Genomic DNA, 25,876 nt, shown 5'->3' on the forward strand with positions numbered 1-25,876 from the left:
CGCTTTTCCTGCCGAGCAATCGGCAGGAAGAAACTTTCTAATACTTTTTATTTTCTTTATCTCAGTATGTTAAGATAGTATGTAACTGATGTTTATAAGATATAAACAACATTACAATAATTGCCCAAAGCAATTATAACCTCTTAAGGTGGTTATTGCGGCGGGGCTCACCTCTTCCCATCCCGAACAGAGTAGTTAAGCCCGCCTGCGCAGATGGTACTGCAGTTATGTGGGAGAGTATGTCGTCGCCTTTCTTTATTTGAACCCCAGTCTGAAAAGACTGGGGTTCTTTTGTTTATAGATACCACGTGTTCGCCATGCGGGCTCGGTTCGTCGCCTTTCTTTAAAAACCCCAGTCTGAAAAGACTGGGGTTCTAAAAACTCTTTAACGAGTGATCCTTACGATCAAACCCAAAATCATGCTAACCGTCATAAACTCAAAGCTACCCATGCGCAACAAAGCGATTACACGGGATTTCTATGTGAACCACTTGGGTTTTCAAGAATTGGGTAGTGCTGACTTTGACGGGTATTTGATGGTGTAAAAAGACACGATTGAAATTCATTTTTTTGAGTTTATAACCTATCTAAATTTAAATATGCATCTGTCTTAAAGGAGATTAATACAAGTATAAGTTTAATAGAAGAGAATACCAAGACGAACTAGGGGATCAATCCCAAAACCTGTGGAGCGATAAAAATTAAGCATAAATATTTGTTAGTCTAAAAAGGAAAAATTCTATATTTCTAACCGCTCTGAATTGAGATCTAAACGCTTTTATTTTAGCATTGAATGACTTAGCCGATGAATTTGTGCTTCTATTATCAAAATAGTTTAATATTGTTTGGTAGTGATTCATTATTGATCTTGAGATTGTATTGAAAGATTTAAAGGTTTAAACCCTGATTGATTTACTTTTTCATGCCATCTAGCGAGCCTTGAAAGACCAATAATTTTATTGGTTGTTCTCTCAAAGATAGTTCTTAAATCTTGAGCTAAGTCATAGGCTTTTTCAATATAGGGATACAATTCAAACAACAACTTGGCACGTTCTGCTTGATTTTCGGACCATTTTGATTTGTTTTTATATAAGAAATAGCGACTTCTTGCCAATAATTGTTTGGCAGTATCATCATTTGCTAATAGTATAGGGTTGTATTTTTTCTTTGATGATTTTGCTTTTTCTATAGCTTTATTCTGGAGGTCAATTGCTTGCCAACGATACTAGATTCTGATTTCTTGTAAAGCTTCTTAAGCTAACTTTTGAACATGAATTTAGCGAAGCGGTATCTCGAATTCCAAAATTTCAATGAAAATATATGAGTAAACCGGTCGGTTATCCTTGTGGCATTTGGAAAGCACATCTTGGCAATTAATGCCATATTTGCTGCCATGTACAATGTAATTTCCGAGACTTGATTGCGTTGTTTTAGAGAGATTTTTTTGATAATTGCAATAACAGTATTGGCTTTAGTTCCGGCAATCATTGCAACTATAGTTCCGTTCTTTCCTTTTGCTGCTTTATTGGTTAAGATAGTATAGAATTCTGCGTTGGAGAGAGAAGTTTCATCAATCGATAAACGTTTGCCTAAGTTTTTTGGAAAAATAAGCCATTGTTTGGCGTGTGATAGTTCATCCCACGTTTTGAAATCACTTAGGAAATCTTTGTATTGATGTTGCAGATTTTTGATACTAACTCCATAGAAAGAAGTAATGGCTTTACAATCATTAGGCTTCGAATCTATTGATCTCTTTTAAAAAATACGCAAACTTTTTACTGATGACGCTGCTAAACAAATTCACGAAAATAGATACGGTGGGCAAATAGCTTGAGGTGATTATGATATTGATATGATTAGTAGTGTAACTAGTGGCACTTTTGGAGTTAGTAAGGAAATAGACGCTTATAATACACAGTATTAATTTGAGGGTAATATTGAATATTGTACTTGCTAACTTTACCCGCATAAAAGTTAAGAATAAAAGCCTTAATTTTAAATTATGAAAAAGAAAAGGAAAATTTATTTTAATCAACAGTAATAAGTGCCAAAAAATTGAAGTTATTATCTAAAACAGAATGTTACGCCAATAAAAAACACTTCTTATTAAAAATAGTTGCTAATTTGAATTTATAAAACCAATCAAACGCTTATTTTTGCGCTATGGCAAAGAAAAATACAGACAAAGTTGTCTTTCATCAAATAAAAGTCCTTGATGCTGGTGCAAAAGGCGTATCGGTAGCAAAGGCTCCCGATGGTAAAGTAGTTTTTATCCCGAATGTGGTTCCGGGTGACGTGGTTGATGTGCAAACTTTTAAGAAGCGCAAGGCGTATTACGAGGGAAAAGCAGTTCATTTTCATGAATATTCGGAGCATCGTGTTGCACCTATTTGCGAGCATTTTGGTGTTTGTGGCGGTTGTAAATGGCAGAATATGAAATACAGCCAACAATTGCATTACAAACAAAACGAAGTAAAAAATCATTTGCAACGCATTGGAAAAATAGAACTTCCTGAATTTGAGTCAATTCTTGGTTCGGAAAAACAGTTTTTCTACAGAAACAAAATGGAATTTTCATTTTCGAACAGCCGTTGGTTGACCGAAGCGGAAATTGGCAGCACCGAAGATCTAGGAAATAGAAACGCACTTGGTTTTCATATTCCGAAAATGTGGGATAAAATTCTGGACATCAACAAATGTCATTTGCAAGAAGATCCATCGAATGCCATTAGAAACGAAGTAAGAGACTTTGCCAATGCGCATGGACTGACTTTTTTTAATCCAAGAGCACATGAAGGTTTGCTTAGAACGCTGATGTTGAGAACCGCTTCTACTGGTGAAATCATGGTTTTGATCCAGTTTTTCGAAAACGATAAAACCAACAGAGAATTACTTCTGGATCATCTTCACAAGAAATTCCCACAAATCACTTCGTTGCAATACGTTATCAATAATAAAGCCAACGATACTTTATACGACACCGATATTAAATTATATAAAGGAAGAGATTACATCTTGGAAGAAATGGAAGGATTGAAATTCAGTATTAACGCCAAATCTTTTTATCAAACTAATTCTGATCAAGCCTATGAATTGTATAAAATAACGCGCGATTTTGCCGGACTTACCGGAAACGAAATCGTGTACGATTTATACACCGGAACTGGAACAATTGCACAGTTTGTATCTAAGAATGCCAAAAAAGTTATTGGAGTTGAAAGTGTTCCTGAAGCTATTAAAGATGCCAAATTAAATGCGGAACGCAATGAAATTACTAATTGTGAGTTCTTTGTAGGTGATATGAAAGTGGTTTTCAACGATAGTTTTATAGCACAAAATGGACATCCTGATGTGATTATTACTGATCCGCCAAGAGACGGAATGCATAAAGACGTAATTGAACAAATCATGAAGATTGCGCCTGATAAAGTAGTTTATGTCAGTTGTAATTCGGCAACACAAGCGCGTGATTTGGCGTTGATGGATGAGAAATACAAAGTGACCCGGGTACGTCCTGTGGATATGTTTCCACAAACACATCATGTAGAGAATGTTGTACTTTTAGAAAGAAGAAAATAGTGGTCAGTTTTTAGTATTCAGAACTTAAATTACGGAACACTAAAAACGGAACACTAAAAACGGAACACTAAAAACGGCACACTGAACACTGAATAGTATTATATGAAAAAAACATTTTTATTGTTATTGTTTTTCGTTTTCGCTTTCTCCAGTTGTGAGAAAGATGATATTTGTGATGCAAATACCCAAACTACACCAAGATTAGTGATAGAGTTTTATGATTTTTCAAATCCTTCTGTTCTAAAAAATGTAACAAATCTAAAAGTAGTTGGTGAAGGAATGACGGATGGAATTGTTTTTAATGGTCTCCAAACTACCAGTGCAAATAAGATTTCGATTCCATTGAAAACAGCCAAAAGTAGTACCAGTTATAGTTTTACGCTGAACTCTGGAAATCCTAATTCGGCATTGGTTGATGAAGATAATATACAATTTAAGTATACTACACAGGAACTTTTTGTCTCCAGAGCCTGTGGCTACAAAACAATATTCACATTGGATCCAACAAATCCATATACCCATACTGATGCAACAACGGCAAATCAAAAATGGATACAATTTATATCGGTTGAAAGAAGTAACATCGAAAATGAAAATGAAATACACATTAAGATCTTTTTTTAGTTTTGGTCTCCTGTTGTCGTTGACTTTGATGCAAGCGCAAGAGAAAACACCTGTGAAAGAGAGCACGAAAACTACCCAAACAGATGAAATCATTCCCGAAACTCCATTGCAGCGGGTTGGAATCAATACGGAACCAAAAAATAACGATTCGATTCCCATAAAAACAGATCGCTATGGGATACGTGTAGGAGTTGATTTATTCAAACTGACGCGAGCTTTGTATGACCAAAATTATAAGGGAATTGAATTTGTAGCCGACTATCGGTTGACTAAAAAGTATTTTTTAGCGGCCGAAATTGGTAATGAAAATAAAACTACAGCTGATGATCGCGTCAATTTTACCACCAAAGGTTCCTACATAAAAGCCGGTTTTGATTATAATGCTTATGAAAACTGGCTGGATATGGAAAATGTGATTTCTATAGGAATGCGCTACGGTTTTAGCACATTTAATCAGGAATTAAACAGCTATCGCATCTACAATGCAAACCCTTATTTTGGTGAAGTCCCGGAAATTGTATCCGGCAAAAAGTTCAATGGACTATCCGCCAGCTGGATTGAAGTGGTGGCTGGAATAAAAGCTAAAGTATTTGACAACGTATTTATGGGATTCAGCCTTCGATTGAACCGATTAGTAACCAATAAACAACCGGAAAATTTTTCCAACTTATATATTCCTGGATTCAACAGAACTTATGATGGCAGTTTTGGAGTAGGATTCAATTATACGGTGACGTATTTTGTCCCTATTTATAAGAAAAAAGTAGCACCTTTTGCAGTCCCAAAAAAGTAGATAAAAAAATAACCGCTAATTCGCTAATTTTTATTTAGTGCAAAAAATTGGCAAATTAGCGGTCACTATTTTAAAAATAGAATGTCTTAGGATTTCTAAACTATCCTATTTCCTTAATTCCTTTCATCAAAATCCACTTCATGAATAATTTCTCTCCGTCTTTGGTTTTTATCGCATGGAATTTTGGTGATAAAAGTGTTCCTATGACAAATGCGGTTAACGGAATCCATAATCCGGTTAAATTCGTGTAATGTTCCACTACATATCTCGCAGAAATAAATAAGATTGCAAAACATCCCAATTGATATAAGAATGCTCGTATTTGTAATTTAGTCATTTTTTAAGTTTTAAAATTTTTAATTCAAAGGTCGAAAGTAAAAACAGAATACTAGTTTATTCAGCAGTATCAGTTGTTACCTGAAACTTTGTTCTTTTACTGCCTTCATACATTTCGTATTTTACCAAACGGGCTTCTAAGCCGGCATTGAAAAGTTTAATTTTTCTGGAAGGTTTTAGCCCTACATATTTCAAAGCTTCCAAGTTTGCTGTAATCATCCAAGCATTCGTACCAGGATAGTTTTTCTTTAAAGTATCGCCAATGTTTTTATAGAATTCTTCCATGTGAATATCCAATCGCTCATCATACGGCGGATTGAAAACAATATGAAGTTTCCCTTCGGAAGACTTCTCGGTATCAAAAAAGTTTTGTTCGTCAATAGAAATATACTCCTCCAGATTGGTGTTCTTGATATTGTCTTTGGCTTTTTGAACGGCACTTGGTGCTTTATCATAGCCTTTTATGGTGTAATGAAACTCCCTAACGCGTTTTAATAAACTGTCTGAAATACTATCAAACAAATCATTGTCCCAATCGTTCCATTTTTCGAAAGCAAATTCCTTACGGTTGATATTTGCCGGAATATTACAGGCAATCATTGCTGCTTCAGCCAGAAATGTTCCGGAACCACACATTGGATCTAAAAAATCCGTTTGACCGTCCCAACCAGAAAGCAGTAGAATTCCTGCAGCCAAAACCTCGTTTATAGGAGCAATATTGGTAGCAGTTCTATATCCACGTTGGTTCAACGGATTACCTGATGTATCCAGTGCTACTGAAACCTGGTCTTTATCAATATGAATATTGATTCTCAAATCAGGATGTACTTTATCAATGCTAGGTCGTTGCCCAGTTCTCTCTCTGAACTGATCTACAATTGCATCTTTACATTTTTGAGAAACAAATTCCGTGTGATTAAAATATTCTGAATGCACGGTGGTATCAATCACAAAAGTCTGATTAGCACCAATCAATTTAGACCAATTGACTCCCGAAATTCCTTTGTATAAAGCCTGTTCATTATTAGCCTTGAAAAAATAAATTGGCTTTAGGATTTTCAAAGCCGTGCGCAAAGATAAATTCGCTTTGTACATGAACCCTTTATCGCCTTTAAAACTTACCATTCTCACACCTTGCTCTACGTTTTGTGCACCAAGGATTTGCAATTCTTTTGCTAATATTTCTTCAAAACCAAAAAAGGTTTTGGCAATCATTTTATAATTATTTTCCATTTGCGCCCTTTACCCCTCAAAGGGGAAATTGTTATCGTTATATTCGGCAAAAATACACTAAATTTGCATCAATCGAATTAATTGAAAAAGAATAAATGTCTGCAGCACAAAATCCGCCAACTGAAAACCAACTGAAATCAACTGAAAACTGGTATACTTCCTGGTTTGACACTCCGTATTATCACATTCTGTACAAAGACCGAAACTATAGAGAAGCACAGATTTTCATGGATAATTTGACGCATTATCTCAACTTGCCTGAAAAAGCTAATGTATTGGATTTAGCCTGTGGCAAAGGCAGACACTCTATTTATTTGAATCAATTAGGTTTTACGGTTTTGGGTGCGGATTTATCAGAAAACAGCATTGCCGAAGCTACTAAAAATGCAAATGAAACCCTTCATTTCAAAGTACATGATATGCGGGAACCTTTTGATGAAAAATACGATGCCATTTTTAATTTATTTACTAGTTTTGGTTATTTCGAAAATGACCAAGATAACCTGACTACGCTAATCGCAATCAAAGAAAGCCTATCGGAATATGGATTTGCTGTGATTGACTTTATGAACGTCACCCAAGTTATCGAAACACTGGTTCCCGAAGAAACTAAAACGGTCGAAGGAATCGATTTTCACATGAACCGTTATCTGAAAGAAGGATATCTGTATAAAGAAATTAAATTTGAAGACAAAGGACAAAAGTTTCACTTTACCGAAAAAGTTAAAGCATTAAACCTAAAAGATTTTGAGATGTTAATGGAAGAAGCCGGTATTTATTTGTTAGATATTTTTGGCGATTACAAATTAAAAAAATTCCATAAAACAGATAGTGAACGACTAATCATGATTTTCAAATAGTTGTTGGGTTAATTGGTTAATCGTTTATAAGGTTAATCAAAAAAATAAACCGGAAGAAAATCAACAAATAAACGATTCAACAAAGAATATGAATTACCTTTTACCTTTACTTTCCGTACTTATAGGATATAGTATCGCCTTGGTTTTAAAACCAAAAAATAAAACCAATCTAAAATTACTATTGGCCTTTAGTGGTTCGTTTCTGCTTTCCTTGACCGTAATGCATTTGTTGCCAGAAGTTTATGAAAGTGTAAATCCAACTATCGGACTCTTTATTATGCTTGGAATATTGTTCCAAATTATATTGGAATTTTTCTCAAAAGGTGCTGAGCACGGACACGTACACGGATATGAAACCATGACCCAAATCCCGTGGTTATTGTTTATCAGTCTTTGCATTCATGCCTTTCTGGAAGGATTCCCGGTAAGCCATCATCATGATTTAGCGGTAGGAATTGCCATTCATCATTTGCCTATAGCCATTATTTTGACTACTTTTTTCATCAATTCAAACCTGAATAAAAAGGCTATCTTTTTCTTCATGATCACTTTTGCAGTCATGACGCCGTTGGGAACTGTTCTGTCGGATTATTTGCCCATATTAAACGATTATTATACTGAAATCACAGCCATTGTAATTGGGATATTATTCCATATCTCTTCCACCATTATTTTTGAAAGTAGTGAAGGACACAAGTTTAACATCGCCAAAGTTTCCATGATCGTGATAGGAATTGCGCTGGCGTATTTTATATAATTTTACAATTTGGGCGTGACCGCAAGGGTCGGGCTATATGTTGCAATCTTTTTTATTCCGCTGTCGCTACATAAAAAAGGATTTCCACTTCTATCCCTCACGCAAGAAATAAATGTACGGGCACCTCGCGAGTTGTCCCTTCAAAAAAAATAAATATGGAATTCAAAAAAACCACCGAGCAATCCTCAAAATACGATCATTTAGAAAAAATGTCGGTTCAGGAATTGCTTTCTAATATCAATCAGGAAGACAAAACCGTTCCGCTTGCCGTAGAAAAAGCCTTGCCACAAATAGAAACTTTAGTGACTGAAATTGTTACCAAAATGAAACTCGGCGGACGATTATTCTACATTGGCGCAGGAACATCCGGTCGTATCGGGATTCTTGATGCATCGGAATGTCCACCAACTTTTGGAGTTCCTTTCAATTTAGTAATCGGGATTATTGCTGGTGGAGATACCGCAATCCGCAAAGCCGTAGAAAATGCCGAAGACAACACAACTCAGGCTTGGATAGACTTAAAAGCTTTCGAGCTAAATGAAGATGATGTAGTTATAGGAATAGCAGCTTCCGGAACAACACCTTATGTTATTGGAGGATTGCAAACTTGCAACGAAAATAATATTACTACAGGAAGTATTTCTTGCAATGCAGGAAGTCCGCTTTCGCAAACCGCAAAATTCCCTATAGAAGTAGTTGTTGGGCCCGAATTTGTAACTGGAAGTTCCCGTATGAAAGCAGGTACGGCACAGAAACTGGTACTCAACATGATCTCAACAGCCACTATGATTCAGCTGGGAAAAGTAAAAGGCAACAAAATGGTCGACATGCAACTGAGCAACAGCAAACTCATAGATCGTGGCATAAAAATGATACTGGGAGAAATTTCTGTTTCCTATAAAGAAGCTGCCGAATTATTAAAAAAACACGGAAGTGTGCGAAAAGCAGTTGATAATTACAAAAAGTAACACTTGTTTTTCAACATATCGATTACCTTTGAAGAGTAAACCTATAAACAAGAAAAATGGCAACCAACAAAGAACTTTTATCTAAAGGAATTAAATATTTGGCAGGTGCTTTGCCTTTGCTGTTTATTGGTCCAATTGTCATTACTAATGCTTTTATGAATCAACACAATGTTTGGCACTATTTAGTTTTAGCAATAGGTATCATTACCTGCATCAGTGCAATGTATTTGATGTATTTGGGACTAAAAACAATTATGAAAAGTTTATTTAATGACTAATGGAAAACCTAATTCACGTTCAAAAAACATTCGAAAAAGTTATTTACGTCGATAAAAAAGTGAATAACAGAGAATTTGAGGATTGCGTTTTTAGAAACTGCGATTTATCCAATAGTGATTTTTCTTATAGCAGTTTCATGGATTGCGAGTTTATTGATTGTAATCTGGCTATGACTAAATTATCCGGAGCAAGCTTAAAAGGGATACAATTCAAAAACTGTAAATTACTTGGAATTCAATTTGAAGAATGTGATGATTTCTTGTTTAATGTCAGTTTTCAGGAATGTGTTTTGGATTATTCTTCGTTTGCCAATAAAAAAATGCCAAAGACAAAATTCATTTCCTGTTCGTTAAGAGAAGTAGGTTTTGTTGGGACCAATCTTACGAGTTCCGTTTTTGACAATAGCAATCTGGATGGTGCTGTTTTTAATAATACGCAATTAGCTGGAGCCGATTTTTCAAAAGCAACTGATTTTAAAATTGATCCCGAATTCAATCCGATGAAAAAAGCAAAATTTTCGACACAAGGGATTATTGGTCTTTTGGATAAATACGATATTAAAATACAATAATCTACTACCCCAGATGGAAGTGGAAACCCCGAAAGGCTTAAAGCTACTTTTTCATGGATAAAAAGAGCGACTAAAGGAAGCTCCTTTTTTGTCAATAGAAAAAAAGATTTTAGACTTAGGAGTTGCAACGCACAGCTGGATTAGGTACTAAAAAAATTAAATAATTTTAAAATGAAAAAAATAATATTCCTTCTTCCAATGCTATTGCTTTTGTCTTGTTATGATAAAGAGCGCAACTGTAAAGATTTCAAAACCGGAAAATTCAAATTTGAATATGACGTAGACGGTGTTACGAAAACGGCTTTTTTTGAGCGCAACGACAGTATTGAAATTGAGACTTTTGAAGGAAAAACGGATACAGCTTCCATTCGTTGGATCAGTGATTGCGAATATGTACTGCAAAAACTGCATCCTAAAAACATGGCTGAAGAAAAAGCTATTGGTATGAAAATTTTGACTACATCAAAAAAATCGTATACCTTTGAGTTTGGAATGGTTGGTTCTGATGCCAAACAAAGAGGAACAGTAACAAAGATTTCGGATTAAATATTTTAAATCAAACAATTATAACTACATAAAATGGAAGTATTTTTAAATCCTGATGCTTGGGTAGCACTGTTAACATTGACGTTTCTAGAAATCATACTGGGTATTGATAATATCATCTTTATCTCGATTGTTACAGGAAAATTACCCGTTGAAAAACGAAAAAAAGCGACGCAAATTGGTTTGTTTCTAGCCATGTTCATGCGAATTGCGCTGTTATTTGGGATTACACTTCTTATTGCAATGAAAGAACCGTGGTTTAGTGTGGATTGGGGTTGGTTCTCTGCTCATTTTAACGGGCAAGCGATGATATTATTGGCCGGTGGTATATTTCTGATTTACAAAAGTACCAAGGAAATTCACGAAAAAGTAGACCATAAAGGAGAAGAAGAAAAAAATTTAAAAACTTCGGCGGCAAAATCATTTGCTAACGTTATTGTCCAGATTTTGTTGATTGACCTTATTTTCTCCGTAGACAGTATTTTGACTGCTGTAGGCATGACTAACGGACTGGAAGGTGCATTGTATATTATGATTACGGCTGTTTTAATTTCTGTTGGGGTTATGATGCTGTTTGCGGTGCCGGTTGGAACGTTTGTAAACAACAATCCATCTATACAGATTTTAGGTTTGGCATTTTTAATTCTGATTGGTTTTATGCTGATCACGGAGAGTATGCACTTATCCGAAGCAGTATTGGTAGGCCAATCTGTAGGAGTGGTTCCTAAAGCTTATTTGTATTTTGCAATTGCCTTTTCATTGGCTGTCGAGTTTCTAAACATGAAAATGAGAAAGAAAAAATAATTATTTATAAAAAAAAATGCTCCAAATCGGAGCATTTTTTTTATTCTAAACTTAATATTATCTGACCGTCATCATCGCGCTGTATGCCTGAATCGTCAGCATTAGTTTCCCCTTTTACTTCCAATTCTTCCGCAATAATTTCCTCCGGTGCTTCATAAGGCAAAGAGTCCAGCAGGTTTACTTGTTTTAACTTATCAGCGGTTAATTGATTCCCTAGTGCTTTAAATCCTTTGAGTGCAATAAACGACTCTATATCTACAGTTATATTTTCTTTTTGAACGCCTTTCACTTTTGTGAAAACTAATTCAGCTACTGGACGATACTCTGTTGATACAATTTCAAGATGTGAATTAGCATGTTCTGTAATAAAACTTTCCTCTTTGTTTTCGGTTTCCACCAAAAAGCGTTTGATGTAGTAACGTTCTTTTTCACCATCATAATAAATGGCTGAAATTGGTTTTTTTGGAATCCATTTTTCTAAAACGATCATATCTTCATCGAAATGTGTAGATAATTCTGGTGTAATTACCTTTACTTTTCCGGATTGCGAAAGGATCAAAATTTTATCATTAGGTCTAAATTCGCCTAACAGTTCTCCTCTTCCATCCACATTAAGTCTTTGTACGGTTTCATCAAACCATACTTTTCGAGGCAATAATGTTGAAATTCCTTTTTCTTTTAATTCAATTTTCTTGATTGGATATTTAGTGACTAAATTTCCTTTCGAACCTCTTCCTTTTATAGCTAAACTCGCAAAATCAATGTCGAATTTTAGTTTTTTGACAGTTCCCACCTGACGCAACATAATGGTAATTACTTCTGCCTCTCCGTTTGGATTACAGGAGAAATACACCACTTGTGATCCTGTACTTTCATTCGTCAGATCATACGCTTTGTCTCTAGTCACACCTGAAACATTGAATCGTTTTATATAAGAAGGTCCTGATTTTCCGTCACGGTAAATCGTATTGTAAATGGTCCGTTTATCACTTTTGTCAAAAATGGCAATATGAATGATATCTTTTCCCACAAAGGTTTTCGCATCTACCTTGGTAATTATCATTTTTCCGTCACGCAGAAAAACAATTACATCGTCAATATCAGAACAGTCTGTAACATATTCGTCTTTTTTTAAACTCGTTCCTACAAAACCTTCTTCTCTGTTTACGTACAATTTAGTATTTCTAAGGACTACCTTCGTGGCTTCGATATCATCAAAAACACGAAGCTCAGTTTGGCGTTCTCTCCCTTTACCATATTTCTCTTTTAATCGTGTGAAATAGGCTATAGCAAAATCAATCAGATGTTCTAAATCGTGTTTCACTTGTTCAATATCTCCTTCCAGCGCTTGAATTTTATCTTGAGCCTTGTTGCTGTCAAATTTAGAAATACGCATGATTCGGATGTCCAATAAACGCAGAATATCGTCTTCGGTAACGGCGCGCTTCAGGTGTTTAATGTAGGGTTTCAGTCCATCATCTACCGCTTTAATGACGCCTTCCTTAGTGGTCTGTTCTTCAATATCACGATAAATTTTATTTTCGATAAATATACGTTCCAAAGAAAGAAAATGCCATTGCTCCTCTAATTCACTCAACTGGATTTCGAGTTCGCTTTTCAGTAATTGGACCGTTCTGTTGGTCGAAATTTTCAACATCGCAGAGACTCCAATAAACAGCGGTTTGTTGTCTTCAATCACACAGCCTAATGGTGCCACCGAAGTTTCACAGGCCGTAAAGGCAAACAATGCATCAATGGTTTTATCAGGAGAAACACCCGGAAAAAGATGAATTAATATTTCGACCTCAGCAGCGGTGTTATCTTCAATTTTCTTGATTTTGATTTTCCCTTTTTCATTGGCTTTCAAAATACTGTCAATCAAAGTCGTCGTATTGGTCGAAAACGGAATCTGGGTAATTACCAAAGTATTTTTATCTAGCTGACTAATTCTGGCTCGCACACGGATACGTCCACCACGCAATCCATCGTTATAATTGGATACATCTGCAATTCCCTGTGTCAAGAAATCAGGATATAAAGTAAACGGTTTTCCCTTTAATATTTTTATCGATGAATCGATTAATTCATTAAAATTATGAGGCAATACTTTCGTAGAAAGACCTACTGCGATTCCCTCGGCTCCGGAAGCTAATAATAATGGGAATTTAACTGGCAGGTTATTGGGTTCTGCCCGTCTTCCGTCATAGGACACACCCCAATCGGTAATTTTTGGAGAGTACAACACTTCTAAAGCAAATTTAGACAAACGTGCTTCAATGTAACGCGAAGCCGCAGCACCATCACCTGTCAGAATATTTCCCCAGTTACCTTGACAATCAATCAGTAATTCTTTTTGCCCTATTTGCACCATCGCATCACCGATACTCTGATCTCCGTGAGGATGATATTGCATGGTGTGCCCAACAACATTGGCCACTTTATTGTAACGACCATCATCCAGCTCCTTCAAAGAGTGCATGATACGGCGTTGCACCGGTTTAAAACCATCTTCAATAGCCGGTACGGCACGCTCTAATATTACATACGAGGCATAATCCAGAAACCAGTCCTTATACATTCCCGTAACTTTGGTAATGGTATCGTTGCCGTCTTCTTGATTGTCGTAAAAATGCTGGCCTTTCGAGGTTTTTTCTTCAGATTGATTTTCATTAATCGAATTATCTTCTTCCTGACCTTCTGGTAATATGTTATCGTCTTCTTCGTCTTTCATTATCTTGATTCCGAAATTAATTGTATTAAATCTTATCTGCTTAGCAGAATTGTTTTGTATTTGCTAGCAAAAATTTGCTCATTCTTTTCAGGTAAAGTATATTCTAAAACCAAATCACTTTTGTTTTGGCACAGTACAATTCCTATGGTTTTATTTTCATCTTCAAAACGCATTTCTCGGTCATCTTAATTGACATACATTTGCATTTGTCACAAATCTTGGTGTTTTAATTCTCCTATTTTTAAATCAATCAGTATAAAACATTTAAGAATCCTGAAATTTTTTGATAATTTAATTTATTTAAATCTACAGACACTGTCTGCGCTTTTTGAGATTTGAATTCCGCAGTCAGTGATTGCGAATTTCGAATTTCTAAAATCCGGGTCAATGAATCGGATTTTGAATAAGTTATGTAAAATTGTTTTATTTGTTCTAAATTCCGAATCGAAAACCCTTTTCCAAACTGAATAGTCAACTGTTCAGAAAGTCCTTTTAGTAGTTGCTTTCCGCATTCAGCTCGTTCTTTTCCGCTTTGCTCTTCTTCAACAATCATTCTTCCCATTTCAAAATAGGTGTAAACCATTGTTGAATTTACGGTACGTAAAACCTGTTGACGGGTATTTTGCAACAGCGTGACCACTTGAGAAAATAAAATTTTATTTTGAGAATTATTTGGAATTGTATTTTCTTCGTCTTTCATTAAATATATTCTATTGAATAGTAGTTAATTATATTTTTTGTCTTAAAATGCTAAAACGAATATTTTTCTTTACAAATATGCTCTTCTTTTGTGACACTATTTCCATTTTTATCCAACTCTTTTTTTACAACTGTTTCACATTCCTTGTGATCATTGCTCTTTATAATAAAAAAAGTAGCTGAAAAACTGATCACAAATAGTAGGGCAATAAGAATAAGTATTCTTTTTGTAGGCATTTTATAATTATTTAAATTTTCTCAATCACATCTAATTCCACCTTCAAATTCTTGATGATAAATTCCTGTCTGTCCGGCGTATTCTTGCCCATATAGAACGACAATAATTGCTCAATCGAAGTGTTTTTATCCATCATAATGGGTTCTAAACGAATGCTTTCGCCTATGAAATTTTTGAACTCATCCGGTGAAATTTCACCTAGTCCTTTGAATCGGGTAATTTCTGGTTTTGGTTTTAATTTTTCAATAGCATTTCTTCGTTCCTCATCAGAGTAACAATAAATGGTTTCTTTCTTGTTTCTAACCCTGAAAAGTGGCGTTTGCAAAATGTATAAATGCCCTTCTTTTATCAATTCAGGGAAAAACTGCAGGAAAAAAGTAATCAATAACAAGCGAATATGCATTCCATCAACATCCGCATCTGTAGCAATTACGATGTTGTTATACCGCAATTTTTCTAAGCCATCTTCAATATCCAGTGCCGCTTGCAGCAAATTGAACTCTTCATTTTCATATACAATTTTCTTGCTCATTCCATAGGAATTCAAAGGCTTACCACGCAAACTAAAAACGGCTTGCGTATTTACATTGCGCGATTTAGTAATGGATCCGGATGCAGAATCTCCTTCGGTAATAAAAAGCGTGCTTTCCAGATTTTTAGGGTTTTTAGTATCTGGGAGATGCGCCCTACAATCTCTTAATTTTTTATTGTGCAGATTTGCTTTTTTGGCACGATCTGTCGCTAATTTTCGTATTCCGGACAATTCTTTGCGCTCTCTTTCGGCTTGAATAATTTTTCGTAATAATGCTTCTGCGGTTGGTGGATTTTTATGCAAGTAATTGTCCAATTTGGTTTTCACAAAATCGTTTACAAAAGTACGCACGGAAGGCATTCCCGGTTCGGATCCCATGTCAGTTGAACCCAATTTAGTTTTGGTTTGCGACTCAAAAACCGGCTCCATTACTTTGATGCTGATCGCTGTAACGATTGATTTTCGAACATCAGAAGCTTCAAAACTCTTGTTGTAAAACTCCCTGATGGTTTTAACAATTGCTTCCCGGTAGGCTGCTAAATGTGTTCCGCCTTGAGTCGTGTTTTGTCCGTTTACAAACGAATGGTATTCTTCGCTGTATTGGGTTTTGCTGTGCGTCAAAGCAATTTCGATATCCTCACCCTTCAAGTGAATGATAGGATATTCTAAATCCTCAGCATGAATAGTTTCTTCTAATAAATCTTTCAGACCATTTTCTGAAAAATATTTTTCACCGTTGAAAAGAATTGTCAAACCATTGTTTAAGTAACAATAATTTTTGAGCATTTTGATTACATATTCATACCGATATTTGTAATTTTTGAAAATTGCTTCATCTGGAATAAAAGTAACTTTGGTTCCTTTTCGCTTGGTGGTTTCGATAATATCTTCTTCAAGGACAAGGTTTCCTGCTGAGAATTCTGCTGCTTTTTGTTTTTCATCCCTAACGGATTCTACTCTAAAATAATTGGACAACGCATTGACTGCTTTTGTCCCTACTCCGTTCAGACCAACTGATTTTTTAAACGCAAGTGAATCATATTTTCCGCCGGTATTCATTTTGGAAACTACATCAATCACTTTTCCCAAAGGAATTCCACGTCCATAATCCCTGACCGTAACGGTTTTATCTTTGATAGTGACCTCGATTGTTTTTCCAGCACCCATAACAAATTCATCGATACAGTTATCGAGTACTTCTTTCAGCAGAATATAAATTCCGTCATCTGAAGAGGAGCCGTCGCCTAATTTTCCGATGTACATTCCGGGACGCATGCGAATATGTTCTTTCCAGTCGAGTGACCGAATGTTGTCTTCGGTATATTGATTTTGATCGGACATTGTAGGTTTTGTGGATTTGGTGCTAATGTAGTGTAATTCGATAAAATTTAAAACAGGAAGTCATCAAAGTTATTAAGAATGATATTGACAACCGATTTAGAATTAACGATTTTAGATTGCAGATTTCAAATTGAAATTGATTTTTGATATTCGAATTTAAAAAATCTTGATAATCTCTTTCAACTGATTGTCTAATTCAGCATTAGAAATCTTATTATTTATCACATCAAAATTAGCCTCAAAACTAGGCAATGAAAAAGTCGCTTTTATGTTTCCGCCATAAAAGGGGAAAGCGTTATTTGCAATTCCCAAAACGCTTGCTCCGCCTCTGGCTCCGGGAGAAGTAGCCATCAATAACATGGGTTTTTCCTGAAAAACCTTCGCATTTATTCTGGTACACCAGTCAAAAACATTTTTGAAAGCGGCAGAATAATTTCCGTTATTTTCCGCCATGGATACCACTAGAATATCAGCAGTGGCAATTTTAGCCAGAAATGATTTTGCTAATTCATGCTGACCAATTTCTTTTTCTATATCGACGGTAAATATCGGCATTTGGAAATCATTTAAATCCAGCACCTCAACTACTGCATTTTCAAAAAGATTCGCTGCGTAAGTCGCTAATTTTTTGTTGATCGAGTTTTTGCTGGGGCTTGCGCCAAAAGCGATTATTTTCATGATACTTTATTTTGACTAAAAGTACTAAAAATTGGTTCAGCTCCAAAATAATTAGCCACAGATTGACCCATTTTGAAAACAAAGATGAAACTATGAAATATGATATTTGCAAAATCAATTTTACCCCAGAGTGAAATGGAAAGCATTTTTCTGATCAATCTCATTTTTTTCTTGACAAAAAGAGTAACCAGCGGAAGCTCCTTTTTTTGTCTTAGAAAAAAGAGATTGTTGGAGAAATATTACTTCATTAAACTTTTATTTTAATTGGAGTTCAGTGAACTTCGTTTGAAGTGGAAAGCTGGATTGGGTACAAAAAAGTCGAAAGCTAATACTAACTTTCGACTTTATGACTTTGGACATTATGACTTATTTACACGTTGAATCTAAAATGCATCACATCACCATCTTTTACGATGTATTCTTTTCCTTCTACTTTGAATTTCCCGGCTTCTTTACATTTAGCTTCGGAACCGTAATGTACAAAATCCTCGTATGCAATCACTTCGGCGCGGATAAATCCTTTTTCGAAATCAGTGTGAATTACTCCTGCAGCTTGTGGCGCAGTTGCCCCAACATCTATAGTCCAAGCCCGAACTTCCTTAACGCCTGCGGTAAAATAAGTTTGTTGCTTCAATAATTTATAAGCTGCACGTATCAAGACTGAGGCTCCGGGTTCGCTTAAACCCATATCTTCCAGAAAAACCTGACGCTCTTCGTAGCTTTCTAATTCGGTAATATCAGCTTCAGCACCAACCGAAAGAATAATTACTTCCGCATCTTCATCTTTGACCAATTCCCGAACCTGATCCACATATTTGTTTCCATTTACTGCTGAGTTTTCATCAACATTACAGACGTATAAAACTGGTTTTGCTGTAATTAACTGAAACGCTTCCATCAAAACCTCTTCATCATTGTTTTGAGGAATTACTATTCTTGCTGATTTTGCCTGAAGCAATGTTTCTTTGATTCGGTCTAAAAGAGCTTTTTCGGTTTGTGCTTCTTTATTTCCCGTTTTAGCGGCACGATTTACTTTTTCTAAGCGTTTTTCAACATTCTCCAAATCCTTCAATTGCAGCTCGATGTCTATGGTTTCTTTGTCGCGGATAGGATTTACATTTCCGTCAACGTGAACAATGTTATCGTTATCAAAACAACGCAAAACATGGATGATCGCATTACATTCTCTAATGTTTCCAAGGAATTGATTTCCTAAACCTTCCCCTTTACTAGCTCCTTTTACTAATCCTGCAATATCAACGATATCGACAGTTGCCATTTGCACGCGTTCTGGTTTTACTAATTCTTCCAGTTTTTCCATTCTGGAATCCGGAACATTTACAACACCTATATTGGGTTCGATGGTGCAAAAAGGAAAGTTGGCACTTTGCGCTTTTGCATTGGATAAACAATTGAATAATGTTGATTTTCCAACATTTGGTAATCCTACAATTCCTGCTTTCATATGTAGATAATATTTATTTTTAATGGAGTATAGTATCGTCATTTTTGCTGTTTTTGAACAGATTTCATCACGATTTTGTAATGCTTTTTTTGAATGACACGCTAAACGTAAAATTTAGTAGCTACCGCTAAAAGTATGCAAAGATAAGATTTTAAAAATGTTTAAATAAGTAAAATTTCAGATTAAACGTATCTGAAATATTTTTTATAAAAAAACGAAAAATTTACTAATATTTTGTTAAAAAAAATTATATTGCGATCGATTTAAAACCAAACCAAAAATCAAACAAAACTTATTATGAGAAAATTTGCATTATTATTATTTCTATTAAACATCTCGTTTCTTTTTGCACAAAAAGAAGTCTCGGGTGTTGTAAAAGAAAACACCGGGAATGCTTTGCCTGGTGTAAACATTGTTGAAAAGGGAACTCAAAATGGGGTTTCTACTGATATGAATGGAGCATACAAGATAAAAGTTAAAGACGGGGCTACTTTAGTTTTTAGCTATGTAGGTTTTGCTAAATTAGAAAAAGCAGTTACAAGTGCTGTGCTGAATGTTGTCTTATCAGAAGAAGGCGGACAAAATCTAAATGAAGTTGTAGTTACTGGAAGCAGAACTGCGCCAAGAAGTAATACCACATCAGCATTACCTATTGATGTTATTTCTGCAAAGGATTTAGCCTCAACAGGGCAAGCTTCTTTTGACAAAGCTTTACAATACAAGATTCCATCGTTCAACACCGTTCAGACTCCGGTAAATGATGCAACTTCATTATTAGATCCTTATGAGATTAGAAACATGGGACCGAGTAGAACGTTAATCCTTATCAACGGGAAACGTAAAAATTTAAGTTCTTTACTTTATGTACAAACCTCTCCGGGACGTGGTGAAACAGGTGCTGACATCTCTGCTATTCCTACTGATGCAATCGAAAGAGTGGAAATACTTCGTGATGGTGCATCGGCTCAATACGGTTCTGATGCAATTGCTGGGGTAATGAATATTATCTTAAAAAAAGGAACACGTGACGGATCAGTAACAGTAAGAAGTGGAATGACTTCTGCTGGTGACGGCGAAATGCTAGGTGTAAGTTTAAATAATGGAACAACGGTAGGAGAAAAAGGATTTATAAATTATACTATTGATTTTTCGAAAGTTAATTTATCTAACAGACCAGGGACTGTAGATGCCGCTGGTGAAGCAGCAGATTTTGGGGCTTCTCTATCAGACGTTCAGGCATTTTTAGCTAAAAAACCAGATGCAGGGAATATTAATGGTTCACCTGAAACTGCTGCTGCAAAATTCTTAGTAAATGGTGGAAGTGAATTAAGCGAAACATCTCAATTGTATTACAATGCCGCTTATGTTTACAAAAAAGTAAATTCATTTGCTAACTACAGAACTCCATATTGGAGAACATTAGCATCTGCACCTTATTTGAAAGACTTATTTGGTGACGGTACTGCAGCTTCTTACCAAGGATATGTTCCTACTTTTGAAGGGGATTTAAATGACTATAACGGAACATTAGGTTACAAATCAACTAAAAATGACTGGAATACTGACGCGAGTATTACTGTAGGTGGTAACACCCAATCATATTCTGTAAACAACTCACAGAATAGATCTAACATTGTAGATGGAAATGGTGCTCAAGTTTACAGAGAAAACAGCCCAATATCATTCAAACCAGGAGGGACTGCTTTCAATCATATTGTAGGAAACTTAGATGTCTCTAAAATATTATCTGACAAAGTTAGTATTGGTTTTGGATCTGAGATGAGAACAGAAACTTTCGAAGTAATTGAAGGGGATAAAGCATCTTGGGACGGAATTGGAGCTGACTCATTTGCAGGTAATCGACCTGAAAATTCAGGATCATGGAATCGTTATAATTTAGGAGCTTATTTTGACCTTGCTTATGATGTGACCAAAGATTTCTTAATCAATGGTACTGTTCGTTATGAAGATTATAGCGATTTCGGTGGTGCAACAGTTTGGAAATTAAGTTCTAGATATAAATTTTTAGATGACAAAATTACATTAAGAGGGTCTATTTCTACTGGATTTAGAGCACCTACATTACACCAAATTTACACGCAAAAATCACAATACTCATTCGTTGCGGGACAAGGAATTCAAGTTAGTGGAATTATAAATAACGTTTCACCACAAGCACGTAAATTAGGAATTGATCCGCTAGATGCTGAGAAATCAACAAATATCACTATCGGAATTGGAGCAAAACCAACGAAAAATTTTAATTTCACATTAGATTACTATAACATTAAAGTAGAAGATAGAATTGTTTTAGGAGACAGACAGGATACTGAATTTGGTAATGTAGCTTGGTTTGAGAATTCATTTGACTCTAGAACTTCAGGTTTAGATGTAGTTTCTAATTACAATAACATTATATTAGGATCTGGTAAACTTGGATTCAATTTATCTGGAAACGTAACTTTTCAAAATGAGCGAATTTCTCCAGTTGCTAGTAATAACTTTGGAGCAACGTTAGATGCATTAACGTTTACTTCAAGACCAAATACAAAATGGATCTTAGGAGCGAATTACGAAGTTGGAAAATTTGGTTTCTCCCTTAATAACACTTACTTTGGGAAATCTATTTTCAAACAAGATGGTATGGACGCTAACTTAAGAACTGAATTTACTCCAAAAATCGTTACTGATTTAGGTATTAATTTCACAGCGACTGATAAATTAACTTTATCTTTAAACGTGAATAACTTATTAAACGTGCTTCCTGAATGGAATTTCAAAGCAGAAAACGCTGCAGGAAGAGCTATTTTAAACGATCCAGCTCAAGTAAAAAATCAGTCTAATTTGGTTACTTTCAACCAACGTTACTCTCAAATGACGTATGATGGATACCACTTTAGCCAATTAGGAACAATGTTTAATTTATCATTAAACTATAAATTCTAATTTAAGTATTTAATTAATTATAAAGGGCTGTCAATCGACAGCCCTTTTTGGTACTAATAATTAATAGAACAAAGGATTATTTTTGTTTTATTAAATTGATTTTTAGGTATTTAATTCACGTTTATGTAGTTGCACGATAGCTCAAAAAAATCAATTTTAGGGCCTTTCATCAAGTGAAAAATATTTTTTTGTCTGCTCCTTAAAAAGAGGTAGTTCCACAGGGTTCTCCTTTTTGAAATATAAACAAAAAAGGCTACTCATGTATCCGATTTAGAAAGATTAGAGAAACTATTTTCTTTGACAATCATTGCTTTTGTATGGTGTTATAAAATTGGTGACTATTTAGATGAAAACATCCAAATAATAATAAAAAAACATGGAAGAAGAGTAGTAAACGTTTTTAAATATGGATTTGATTACTTGTCAAAATTTATTTTAACAGGATTTAAGTTTTTAGAAAACAATCTGTTTTACTTTTTGTCATGTACTTAACTAAATGATCCTAAAAAAACGGCGTTTAAAGGAACTGTAAACGCCGTTTGATTTTATATAAAAGAGATTAGTTATCGAATTGCGTTTATATATTCCTCGATTTTACCGGTACCATTTTCAGTTAAATGCTGAATGAAAGCGCTTCCTATAATTGCTCCTTTGGCAAATTGAGTGGCTTGATTAAAGGTTTCCTTGTTATTGATGCCAAAACCTATTACTTGAGGGTTTTTCAGATTCATCTTGGCAATGCGTTTGAAATAGTCTTCTTGAACGCTTCCAAAACCGGATTGTGATCCTGTAACGCTCGCGGAACTTACCATGTAAATAAATGCATCAGATACACTGTCAATAAAGTTGATGCGCTCGTCAGAAGTTTGTGGTGTAATTAAGAATATATTTTTCAATCCGTATTTCTCGAAAGTTAATTTATATTCATCTGCATATACGTCAACGGGAAGATCGGGAATGATTAACCCGTCAATGCCAATCTCCGCACATTTCTGGCAGAAATTCTCGATTCCGTATTGCAACATTGGGTTGAAATATCCCATAATCACTAAAGGAATAGATACTGTTTTACGAATGTCTTTTAATTGGTCAAACAAAACTTGTGTCGTCATTCCGTTGTGCAATGCTTGTGTGGAACTGGCTTGAATCGTTGGTCCATCAGCCAATGGATCACTGAACGGCAATCCTATTTCAATCATATCCACCCCGCTTTTTTCTAAATCCTGGATGATTTGTACGGTATCGTTAAGGTTGGGATATCCTGCCGAGAAATAGATGGAAAGGATCTTCTTAGTGTCTTGTAGTTTTTGATTTATTCGGTTCATTGTCGTATTTTTTTATTCTATTTTAGGATCTTTTTTACCTTGGAGTTTTAATTGGAATGTTTAGATAGCGGCGCTGTACGCCCAAGCTTTTTGGTCGGATTGCAAATGCACTTCAACACGTTTGTAATGCAATCCTTCGTACAAATCCGTTTGGCGAAGTTCTTGTGAAGAAACGGAATACACCATTCCGTTGATGGTGTCTTCCGGTTTTTGGGTTTCGGTAATAATGGGGTAGTGCACTAATCCAAATTCTTCTTCAATTTGGATTTCTTTTATGATGTAACCAATTAGTGTTTGAGGAGTTCCCTCAAGAATACGCCCAAAAAGATCTTTTTGTATGTCCACATTTTGTAAGCTGCTGTAAGCGAATAATTTTTCCATAGTTTCTATTTTTAAAATGTGAATTGAACGTCATTTTTATGTTGTTGGGTTTGCGTTAAGGATTACTTCACTAAACTCTTATTTTTTATTGAAGTTCAGTGAACTTCGTTTGCAGTGAAAATCCTTTTTCGTCTCGTTTTTTAACGAGATAAAAAAGAGTGCAACGAAAATCCTGACCTCGCAGTAACGTTAGTGGAAGCGAGGGAACGCCCCGAAATAATTTCGGGATAAACCCTAAAAAAATGAGGGTCAAATCAACTATAATTTAAAATAATCAATATAAGTATTCAAATCCTTATCGCCACGACCGGAAAGATTGATGACAACAATATCATCTGCTTTGAATTTCATTTGGTCGAGAACGGCAAAGGCATGCGCACTTTCGATAGCGGGGATCAGTCCTTCCATTTGGGATAATTTTAACCCCCATTGCATGGCTTGATCATCCGTTATGGAGATGAATTGTGCTCTGCCAGTAGCGAATAAATTAGCGTGCATAGGACCTACGCCTGGATAATCCAATCCTGCCGAGATGGAATATGGCTCGGTGATTTGACCATCAGGAGTTTGCATCAACAAGGTTTTACTACCGTGAATAACGCCTACTTTCCCTAATGCCGATGTAGCAGCACTTTCGCCTGAATCGACTCCTAATCCTGCTGCTTCGACCGCAATAATAGTCACGTCTTCATTATCCAGAAAATGATAATAGGCTCCGGCAGCATTGCTACCACCACCTACACAGGCAATCACATAGTCAGGGTTTTCACGACCTTCTTTTTCCAATAATTGTTCTTTAATTTCCTTAGAAATAACACTTTGGAAACGCGCCACCATATCCGGATAAGGGTGTGGTCCTACGACGGATCCAATGATATAATAGGTGTCTACAGGATTGTTAATCCAGTCGCGAATGGCTTCGTTTGTGGCATCTTTTAAGGTTTTTGATCCTGAAAGCGCCGGACGCACTTCGGCACCCAACATTTTCATACGAGCTACATTTGGCGCTTGACGTTTGATGTCAATTTCACCCATATACACGATGCATTCCAGTCCCATTAACGCACAAACAGTTGCTGTTGCTACGCCATGTTGCCCGGCACCGGTTTCGGCAATGATACGTTTTTTACCCAAACGTTTGGCTAATAAAATTTGTCCAATGGTGTTGTTCACTTTATGCGCGCCAGTATGACATAAATCTTCTCTTTTTAGGTAGATTTTAGTGTTGTATTGTTCTGATAACCGTTTTGCAAAATAAAGAGGCGTAGGGCGACCAACATACTCTTTAAGCAAGGCATCAAATTCAGCCTGAAATTCAGGCTCAGCTGTAATTTTTAAATAATTTTGACGTAATTCTTCCACATTTGGATATAACATTTCAGGAATGAAGGCGCCTCCAAATTCTCCGTAATAGCCTTTTTCGTTAACGTTGTATGACATAGTTTTATTTTTTTATTTTATTATCTGTAGAGACGTACTGCAGTGCGTCTTTACACAATTGTATGTTTTTTAAACCGGGTTCTATCTCAAATTTACTGTTTACATCAATGGTGTAAAGCGGTAAATTGGTTTTCGAAATTTCATTTATAGCGCTCATTTCATCAATTCCGATTCCACCACTCAAGAAAAACGGTTTGCTTGAGGGATACTTTTCTAATACTTTCCAATTGAATGTGGTTCCGTTGCCTCCGGGTAATTTTCCTTTGGTATCAAAAAGAAAATAATCACAAACGGTTTCAAACGGTTTTAGTTCCTCAAAATCAAAAGAATCATCAACAGAGAATACTTTTATAATATCAATTTTACGATCAATTTTATTTTTTAATTCCTGGCAAAAGGCAACGGATTCGTGACCGTGCAATTGAATGGCCTGCAAATCGTGTTTATTGGTTTTCGCCAAAATAACTTCGGTCCTTTCATTGACAAAAACGCCTACTTTTTTAATTGATTTTGGTAAATTTGGAATCACACCATCAAAATATCGAGCCGATTTCTCCCAGAATATAAATCCCATATAATCGGGTAGAAGCGACCCTATTTCGATTATATTATCGGGATATTTCATGCCGCAAATTTTTATCCCCACCCCAGCCCACCTCGAAGAGGAGGGAGCCGAAGCGTCTTGATGGTCTGTTTGTTTTTTCATTTCCAGTTTTTTTTTTAATTCAATCCTTTTAGAGTTTTGAACCT

Annotated in this window: 28 protein-coding genes and 1 rRNA gene; 13 read left to right on the forward strand and 16 right to left on the reverse strand. The window is 35.6% G+C overall.

The window, feature by feature from the left end:
* The first annotated feature begins 144 nt into the window (after positions 1-144).
* A 5S ribosomal RNA gene (gene rrf, locus EKL95_RS10565) occupies positions 145-254 on the forward strand.
* 165 nt (positions 255-419) lie between these two features.
* Positions 420-545: a hypothetical protein gene (locus EKL95_RS15220; protein ID WP_317125163.1), complete on the forward strand. Its 126-nt coding sequence runs from the start codon at positions 420-422 to the stop codon at positions 543-545.
* A gap of 156 nt (positions 546-701) precedes the next feature.
* On the opposite strand, the gene EKL95_RS15445 is transcribed toward EKL95_RS15220, so the two are convergent.
* From EKL95_RS15445 to EKL95_RS15455, 3 genes are read right to left on the reverse strand one after another with little or no spacing between them, the layout of a single operon-like run.
* On the reverse strand, positions 702-860 hold the full coding sequence (locus EKL95_RS15445; protein WP_199734583.1) for a transposase: 159 nt from the start codon (positions 858-860) through the stop codon (positions 702-704).
* Positions 860-1,210, reverse strand: coding sequence for a transposase (locus EKL95_RS15450; RefSeq protein WP_410503657.1), 351 nt, complete (start codon positions 1,208-1,210; stop codon positions 860-862). Before EKL95_RS15450 ends, EKL95_RS15445 begins: the two co-directional genes overlap by 1 nt.
* A gap of 47 nt (positions 1,211-1,257) precedes the next feature.
* Positions 1,258-1,746, reverse strand: coding sequence for a transposase (locus EKL95_RS15455; protein ID WP_410503658.1), 489 nt, complete (start codon positions 1,744-1,746; stop codon positions 1,258-1,260).
* A 417-nt stretch (positions 1,747-2,163) separates the two neighbouring features.
* Between EKL95_RS15455 and rlmD the strand changes: the two genes are divergently transcribed.
* The 3 genes from rlmD to EKL95_RS10590 all read left to right on the forward strand — a co-directional run bounded on the left by rlmD (position 2,164) and on the right by EKL95_RS10590 (position 4,996).
* Entirely contained in the window at positions 2,164-3,579 is a 1,416-nt protein-coding gene (gene rlmD, locus EKL95_RS10580; RefSeq protein WP_126463077.1) for a 23S rRNA (uracil(1939)-C(5))-methyltransferase RlmD, read from the forward strand.
* A 102-nt stretch (positions 3,580-3,681) separates the two neighbouring features.
* Positions 3,682-4,203, forward strand: a complete 522-nt coding sequence (locus EKL95_RS10585; RefSeq protein ID WP_126562969.1) for a DUF6452 family protein — start codon at positions 3,682-3,684, stop codon at positions 4,201-4,203.
* Positions 4,175-4,996 carry a DUF6048 family protein gene (locus tag EKL95_RS10590; RefSeq protein WP_126564207.1) on the forward strand — a complete coding sequence of 274 codons (822 nt, stop codon included), beginning with the start codon at positions 4,175-4,177 and terminating at the stop codon, positions 4,994-4,996. Before EKL95_RS10585 ends, EKL95_RS10590 begins: the two co-directional genes overlap by 29 nt.
* 100 nt (positions 4,997-5,096) lie before the next feature.
* Here EKL95_RS10590 and EKL95_RS10595 read toward each other — a convergent pair whose 3' ends face one another.
* Both EKL95_RS10595 and EKL95_RS10600 read right to left on the reverse strand, forming a co-directional pair.
* Positions 5,097-5,333: a hypothetical protein gene (locus EKL95_RS10595; RefSeq protein ID WP_126463073.1), complete on the reverse strand. Its 237-nt coding sequence runs from the start codon at positions 5,331-5,333 to the stop codon at positions 5,097-5,099.
* A 56-nt stretch (positions 5,334-5,389) separates the two neighbouring features.
* Positions 5,390-6,565 carry a class I SAM-dependent RNA methyltransferase gene (locus EKL95_RS10600; RefSeq protein ID WP_126452595.1) on the reverse strand — a complete coding sequence of 392 codons (1,176 nt, stop codon included), beginning with the start codon at positions 6,563-6,565 and terminating at the stop codon, positions 5,390-5,392.
* Between the two features lie 95 nt (positions 6,566-6,660).
* Here EKL95_RS10600 and EKL95_RS10605 point away from each other — a divergent pair, with 95 nt between their 5' ends.
* The 7 genes from EKL95_RS10605 (at position 6,661) to EKL95_RS10635 (ending at position 11,350) form a co-directional block, all read left to right on the forward strand.
* Entirely contained in the window at positions 6,661-7,425 is a 765-nt protein-coding gene (locus tag EKL95_RS10605) for a class I SAM-dependent DNA methyltransferase (RefSeq protein WP_126463070.1), read from the forward strand.
* 88 nt (positions 7,426-7,513) lie between these two features.
* Positions 7,514-8,182, forward strand: coding sequence for a ZIP family metal transporter (locus tag EKL95_RS10610; protein ID WP_126463068.1), 669 nt, complete (start codon positions 7,514-7,516; stop codon positions 8,180-8,182).
* A gap of 155 nt (positions 8,183-8,337) precedes the next feature.
* Positions 8,338-9,150, forward strand: a complete 813-nt coding sequence (murQ, locus tag EKL95_RS10615; protein ID WP_126553539.1) for an N-acetylmuramic acid 6-phosphate etherase — start codon at positions 8,338-8,340, stop codon at positions 9,148-9,150.
* Between the two features lie 56 nt (positions 9,151-9,206).
* Complete coding sequence (locus tag EKL95_RS10620; RefSeq protein ID WP_126463064.1) at positions 9,207-9,428, forward strand: DUF6095 family protein; 222 nt, start codon at positions 9,207-9,209, stop codon at positions 9,426-9,428.
* The gene (locus tag EKL95_RS10625; RefSeq protein WP_126553541.1) at positions 9,428-10,000 is read left to right on the forward strand and encodes a pentapeptide repeat-containing protein; all 573 of its coding nucleotides are present in this window, start codon (positions 9,428-9,430) and stop codon (positions 9,998-10,000) included. Before EKL95_RS10620 ends, EKL95_RS10625 begins: the two co-directional genes overlap by 1 nt.
* 171 nt (positions 10,001-10,171) lie before the next feature.
* Entirely contained in the window at positions 10,172-10,546 is a 375-nt protein-coding gene (locus tag EKL95_RS10630) for a DNA topoisomerase IV (protein WP_126553543.1), read from the forward strand.
* Positions 10,547-10,579: 33 nt separating this feature from the next.
* Positions 10,580-11,350, forward strand: a complete 771-nt coding sequence (locus tag EKL95_RS10635) for a TerC family protein (protein WP_126463058.1) — start codon at positions 10,580-10,582, stop codon at positions 11,348-11,350.
* Between the two features lie 40 nt (positions 11,351-11,390).
* Here the strand turns inward: EKL95_RS10635 and EKL95_RS10640 are convergent, their stop codons facing one another.
* The 7 genes from EKL95_RS10640 to ychF all read right to left on the reverse strand — a co-directional run bounded on the left by EKL95_RS10640 (position 11,391) and on the right by ychF (position 19,034).
* Positions 11,391-14,081 (reverse strand): DNA gyrase/topoisomerase IV subunit A, encoded by a 2,691-nt coding sequence (locus EKL95_RS10640; RefSeq protein ID WP_126463056.1) that lies wholly within the window; start codon positions 14,079-14,081, stop codon positions 11,391-11,393.
* Positions 14,082-14,113: 32 nt separating this feature from the next.
* On the reverse strand, positions 14,114-14,254 hold the full coding sequence (locus tag EKL95_RS15225) for a PDDEXK nuclease domain-containing protein (RefSeq protein ID WP_231507362.1): 141 nt from the start codon (positions 14,252-14,254) through the stop codon (positions 14,114-14,116).
* 77 nt (positions 14,255-14,331) lie between these two features.
* The gene (locus EKL95_RS10650; RefSeq protein WP_126553545.1) at positions 14,332-14,781 is read right to left on the reverse strand and encodes a DUF1016 N-terminal domain-containing protein; all 450 of its coding nucleotides are present in this window, start codon (positions 14,779-14,781) and stop codon (positions 14,332-14,334) included.
* A 50-nt stretch (positions 14,782-14,831) separates the two neighbouring features.
* Positions 14,832-15,017, reverse strand: coding sequence for a hypothetical protein (locus EKL95_RS10655; RefSeq protein WP_126553547.1), 186 nt, complete (start codon positions 15,015-15,017; stop codon positions 14,832-14,834).
* An 11-nt stretch (positions 15,018-15,028) separates the two neighbouring features.
* Complete coding sequence (locus EKL95_RS10660) at positions 15,029-16,891, reverse strand: DNA topoisomerase IV subunit B (RefSeq protein ID WP_126463051.1); 1,863 nt, start codon at positions 16,889-16,891, stop codon at positions 15,029-15,031.
* 156 nt (positions 16,892-17,047) lie between these two features.
* Complete coding sequence (locus EKL95_RS10665; RefSeq protein ID WP_126553549.1) at positions 17,048-17,569, reverse strand: NADPH-dependent FMN reductase; 522 nt, start codon at positions 17,567-17,569, stop codon at positions 17,048-17,050.
* A 370-nt stretch (positions 17,570-17,939) separates the two neighbouring features.
* Positions 17,940-19,034 carry a redox-regulated ATPase YchF gene (gene ychF / locus EKL95_RS10670; RefSeq protein ID WP_126564257.1) on the reverse strand — a complete coding sequence of 365 codons (1,095 nt, stop codon included), beginning with the start codon at positions 19,032-19,034 and terminating at the stop codon, positions 17,940-17,942.
* A 297-nt stretch (positions 19,035-19,331) separates the two neighbouring features.
* Here ychF and EKL95_RS10675 point away from each other — a divergent pair, with 297 nt between their 5' ends.
* Positions 19,332-21,980: a TonB-dependent receptor gene (locus EKL95_RS10675; RefSeq protein WP_126553551.1), complete on the forward strand. Its 2,649-nt coding sequence runs from the start codon at positions 19,332-19,334 to the stop codon at positions 21,978-21,980.
* 563 nt (positions 21,981-22,543) lie between these two features.
* Here EKL95_RS10675 and trpA read toward each other — a convergent pair.
* The 4 genes from trpA to EKL95_RS10695 all read right to left on the reverse strand — a co-directional run bounded on the left by trpA (position 22,544) and on the right by EKL95_RS10695 (position 25,832).
* Complete coding sequence (gene trpA / locus EKL95_RS10680; RefSeq protein ID WP_126553553.1) at positions 22,544-23,305, reverse strand: tryptophan synthase subunit alpha; 762 nt, start codon at positions 23,303-23,305, stop codon at positions 22,544-22,546.
* Between the two features lie 60 nt (positions 23,306-23,365).
* The gene (locus EKL95_RS10685) at positions 23,366-23,686 is read right to left on the reverse strand and encodes a gamma-glutamylcyclotransferase family protein (RefSeq protein WP_126463040.1); all 321 of its coding nucleotides are present in this window, start codon (positions 23,684-23,686) and stop codon (positions 23,366-23,368) included.
* Positions 23,687-23,944: 258 nt separating this feature from the next.
* Positions 23,945-25,126, reverse strand: a complete 1,182-nt coding sequence (gene trpB, locus EKL95_RS10690; protein ID WP_126463038.1) for a tryptophan synthase subunit beta — start codon at positions 25,124-25,126, stop codon at positions 23,945-23,947.
* Between the two features lie 4 nt (positions 25,127-25,130).
* The gene (locus EKL95_RS10695) at positions 25,131-25,832 is read right to left on the reverse strand and encodes a phosphoribosylanthranilate isomerase (RefSeq protein WP_410503656.1); all 702 of its coding nucleotides are present in this window, start codon (positions 25,830-25,832) and stop codon (positions 25,131-25,133) included.
* Positions 25,833-25,876: the final 44 nt, after the last annotated feature.

The organism is Flavobacterium sp. LB2P53, from assembly GCF_003970305.1.
Lineage (GTDB): Bacteria > Bacteroidota > Bacteroidia > Flavobacteriales > Flavobacteriaceae > Flavobacterium.

Bases quoted from the DNA above. Each gene is read 5' to 3' on its own strand.
- EKL95_RS15220 (WP_317125163.1), top strand. From the start codon at position 420: ATGCTAACCGTCATAAACTCAAAGCTACCCATGCGCAACAAAGCGATT.
- EKL95_RS15445 (WP_199734583.1), bottom strand. From the start codon at position 860: ATGAATCACTACCAAACAATATTAAACTATTTTGATAATAGAAGCACA.
- rlmD (WP_126463077.1), top strand. From the start codon at position 2,164: ATGGCAAAGAAAAATACAGACAAAGTTGTCTTTCATCAAATAAAAGTC.
- EKL95_RS10585 (WP_126562969.1), top strand. From the start codon at position 3,682: ATGAAAAAAACATTTTTATTGTTATTGTTTTTCGTTTTCGCTTTCTCC.
- EKL95_RS10590 (WP_126564207.1), top strand. From the start codon at position 4,175: ATGAAATACACATTAAGATCTTTTTTTAGTTTTGGTCTCCTGTTGTCG.
- EKL95_RS10595 (WP_126463073.1), bottom strand. From the start codon at position 5,333: ATGACTAAATTACAAATACGAGCATTCTTATATCAATTGGGATGTTTT.
- EKL95_RS10600 (WP_126452595.1), bottom strand. From the start codon at position 6,565: ATGGAAAATAATTATAAAATGATTGCCAAAACCTTTTTTGGTTTTGAA.
- EKL95_RS10605 (WP_126463070.1), top strand. From the start codon at position 6,661: ATGTCTGCAGCACAAAATCCGCCAACTGAAAACCAACTGAAATCAACT.
- EKL95_RS10610 (WP_126463068.1), top strand. From the start codon at position 7,514: ATGAATTACCTTTTACCTTTACTTTCCGTACTTATAGGATATAGTATC.
- murQ (WP_126553539.1), top strand. From the start codon at position 8,338: ATGGAATTCAAAAAAACCACCGAGCAATCCTCAAAATACGATCATTTA.
- EKL95_RS10620 (WP_126463064.1), top strand. From the start codon at position 9,207: ATGGCAACCAACAAAGAACTTTTATCTAAAGGAATTAAATATTTGGCA.
- EKL95_RS10625 (WP_126553541.1), top strand. From the start codon at position 9,428: ATGGAAAACCTAATTCACGTTCAAAAAACATTCGAAAAAGTTATTTAC.
- EKL95_RS10630 (WP_126553543.1), top strand. From the start codon at position 10,172: ATGAAAAAAATAATATTCCTTCTTCCAATGCTATTGCTTTTGTCTTGT.
- EKL95_RS10635 (WP_126463058.1), top strand. From the start codon at position 10,580: ATGGAAGTATTTTTAAATCCTGATGCTTGGGTAGCACTGTTAACATTG.
- EKL95_RS10640 (WP_126463056.1), bottom strand. From the start codon at position 14,081: ATGAAAGACGAAGAAGACGATAACATATTACCAGAAGGTCAGGAAGAA.
- EKL95_RS15225 (WP_231507362.1), bottom strand. From the start codon at position 14,254: ATGCGTTTTGAAGATGAAAATAAAACCATAGGAATTGTACTGTGCCAA.
- EKL95_RS10650 (WP_126553545.1), bottom strand. From the start codon at position 14,781: ATGAAAGACGAAGAAAATACAATTCCAAATAATTCTCAAAATAAAATT.
- EKL95_RS10655 (WP_126553547.1), bottom strand. From the start codon at position 15,017: ATGCCTACAAAAAGAATACTTATTCTTATTGCCCTACTATTTGTGATC.
- EKL95_RS10660 (WP_126463051.1), bottom strand. From the start codon at position 16,891: ATGTCCGATCAAAATCAATATACCGAAGACAACATTCGGTCACTCGAC.
- EKL95_RS10665 (WP_126553549.1), bottom strand. From the start codon at position 17,569: ATGAAAATAATCGCTTTTGGCGCAAGCCCCAGCAAAAACTCGATCAAC.
- ychF (WP_126564257.1), bottom strand. From the start codon at position 19,034: ATGAAAGCAGGAATTGTAGGATTACCAAATGTTGGAAAATCAACATTA.
- EKL95_RS10675 (WP_126553551.1), top strand. From the start codon at position 19,332: ATGAGAAAATTTGCATTATTATTATTTCTATTAAACATCTCGTTTCTT.
- trpA (WP_126553553.1), bottom strand. From the start codon at position 23,305: ATGAACCGAATAAATCAAAAACTACAAGACACTAAGAAGATCCTTTCC.
- EKL95_RS10685 (WP_126463040.1), bottom strand. From the start codon at position 23,686: ATGGAAAAATTATTCGCTTACAGCAGCTTACAAAATGTGGACATACAA.
- trpB (WP_126463038.1), bottom strand. From the start codon at position 25,126: ATGTCATACAACGTTAACGAAAAAGGCTATTACGGAGAATTTGGAGGC.
- EKL95_RS10695 (WP_410503656.1), bottom strand. From the start codon at position 25,832: ATGAAAAAACAAACAGACCATCAAGACGCTTCGGCTCCCTCCTCTTCG.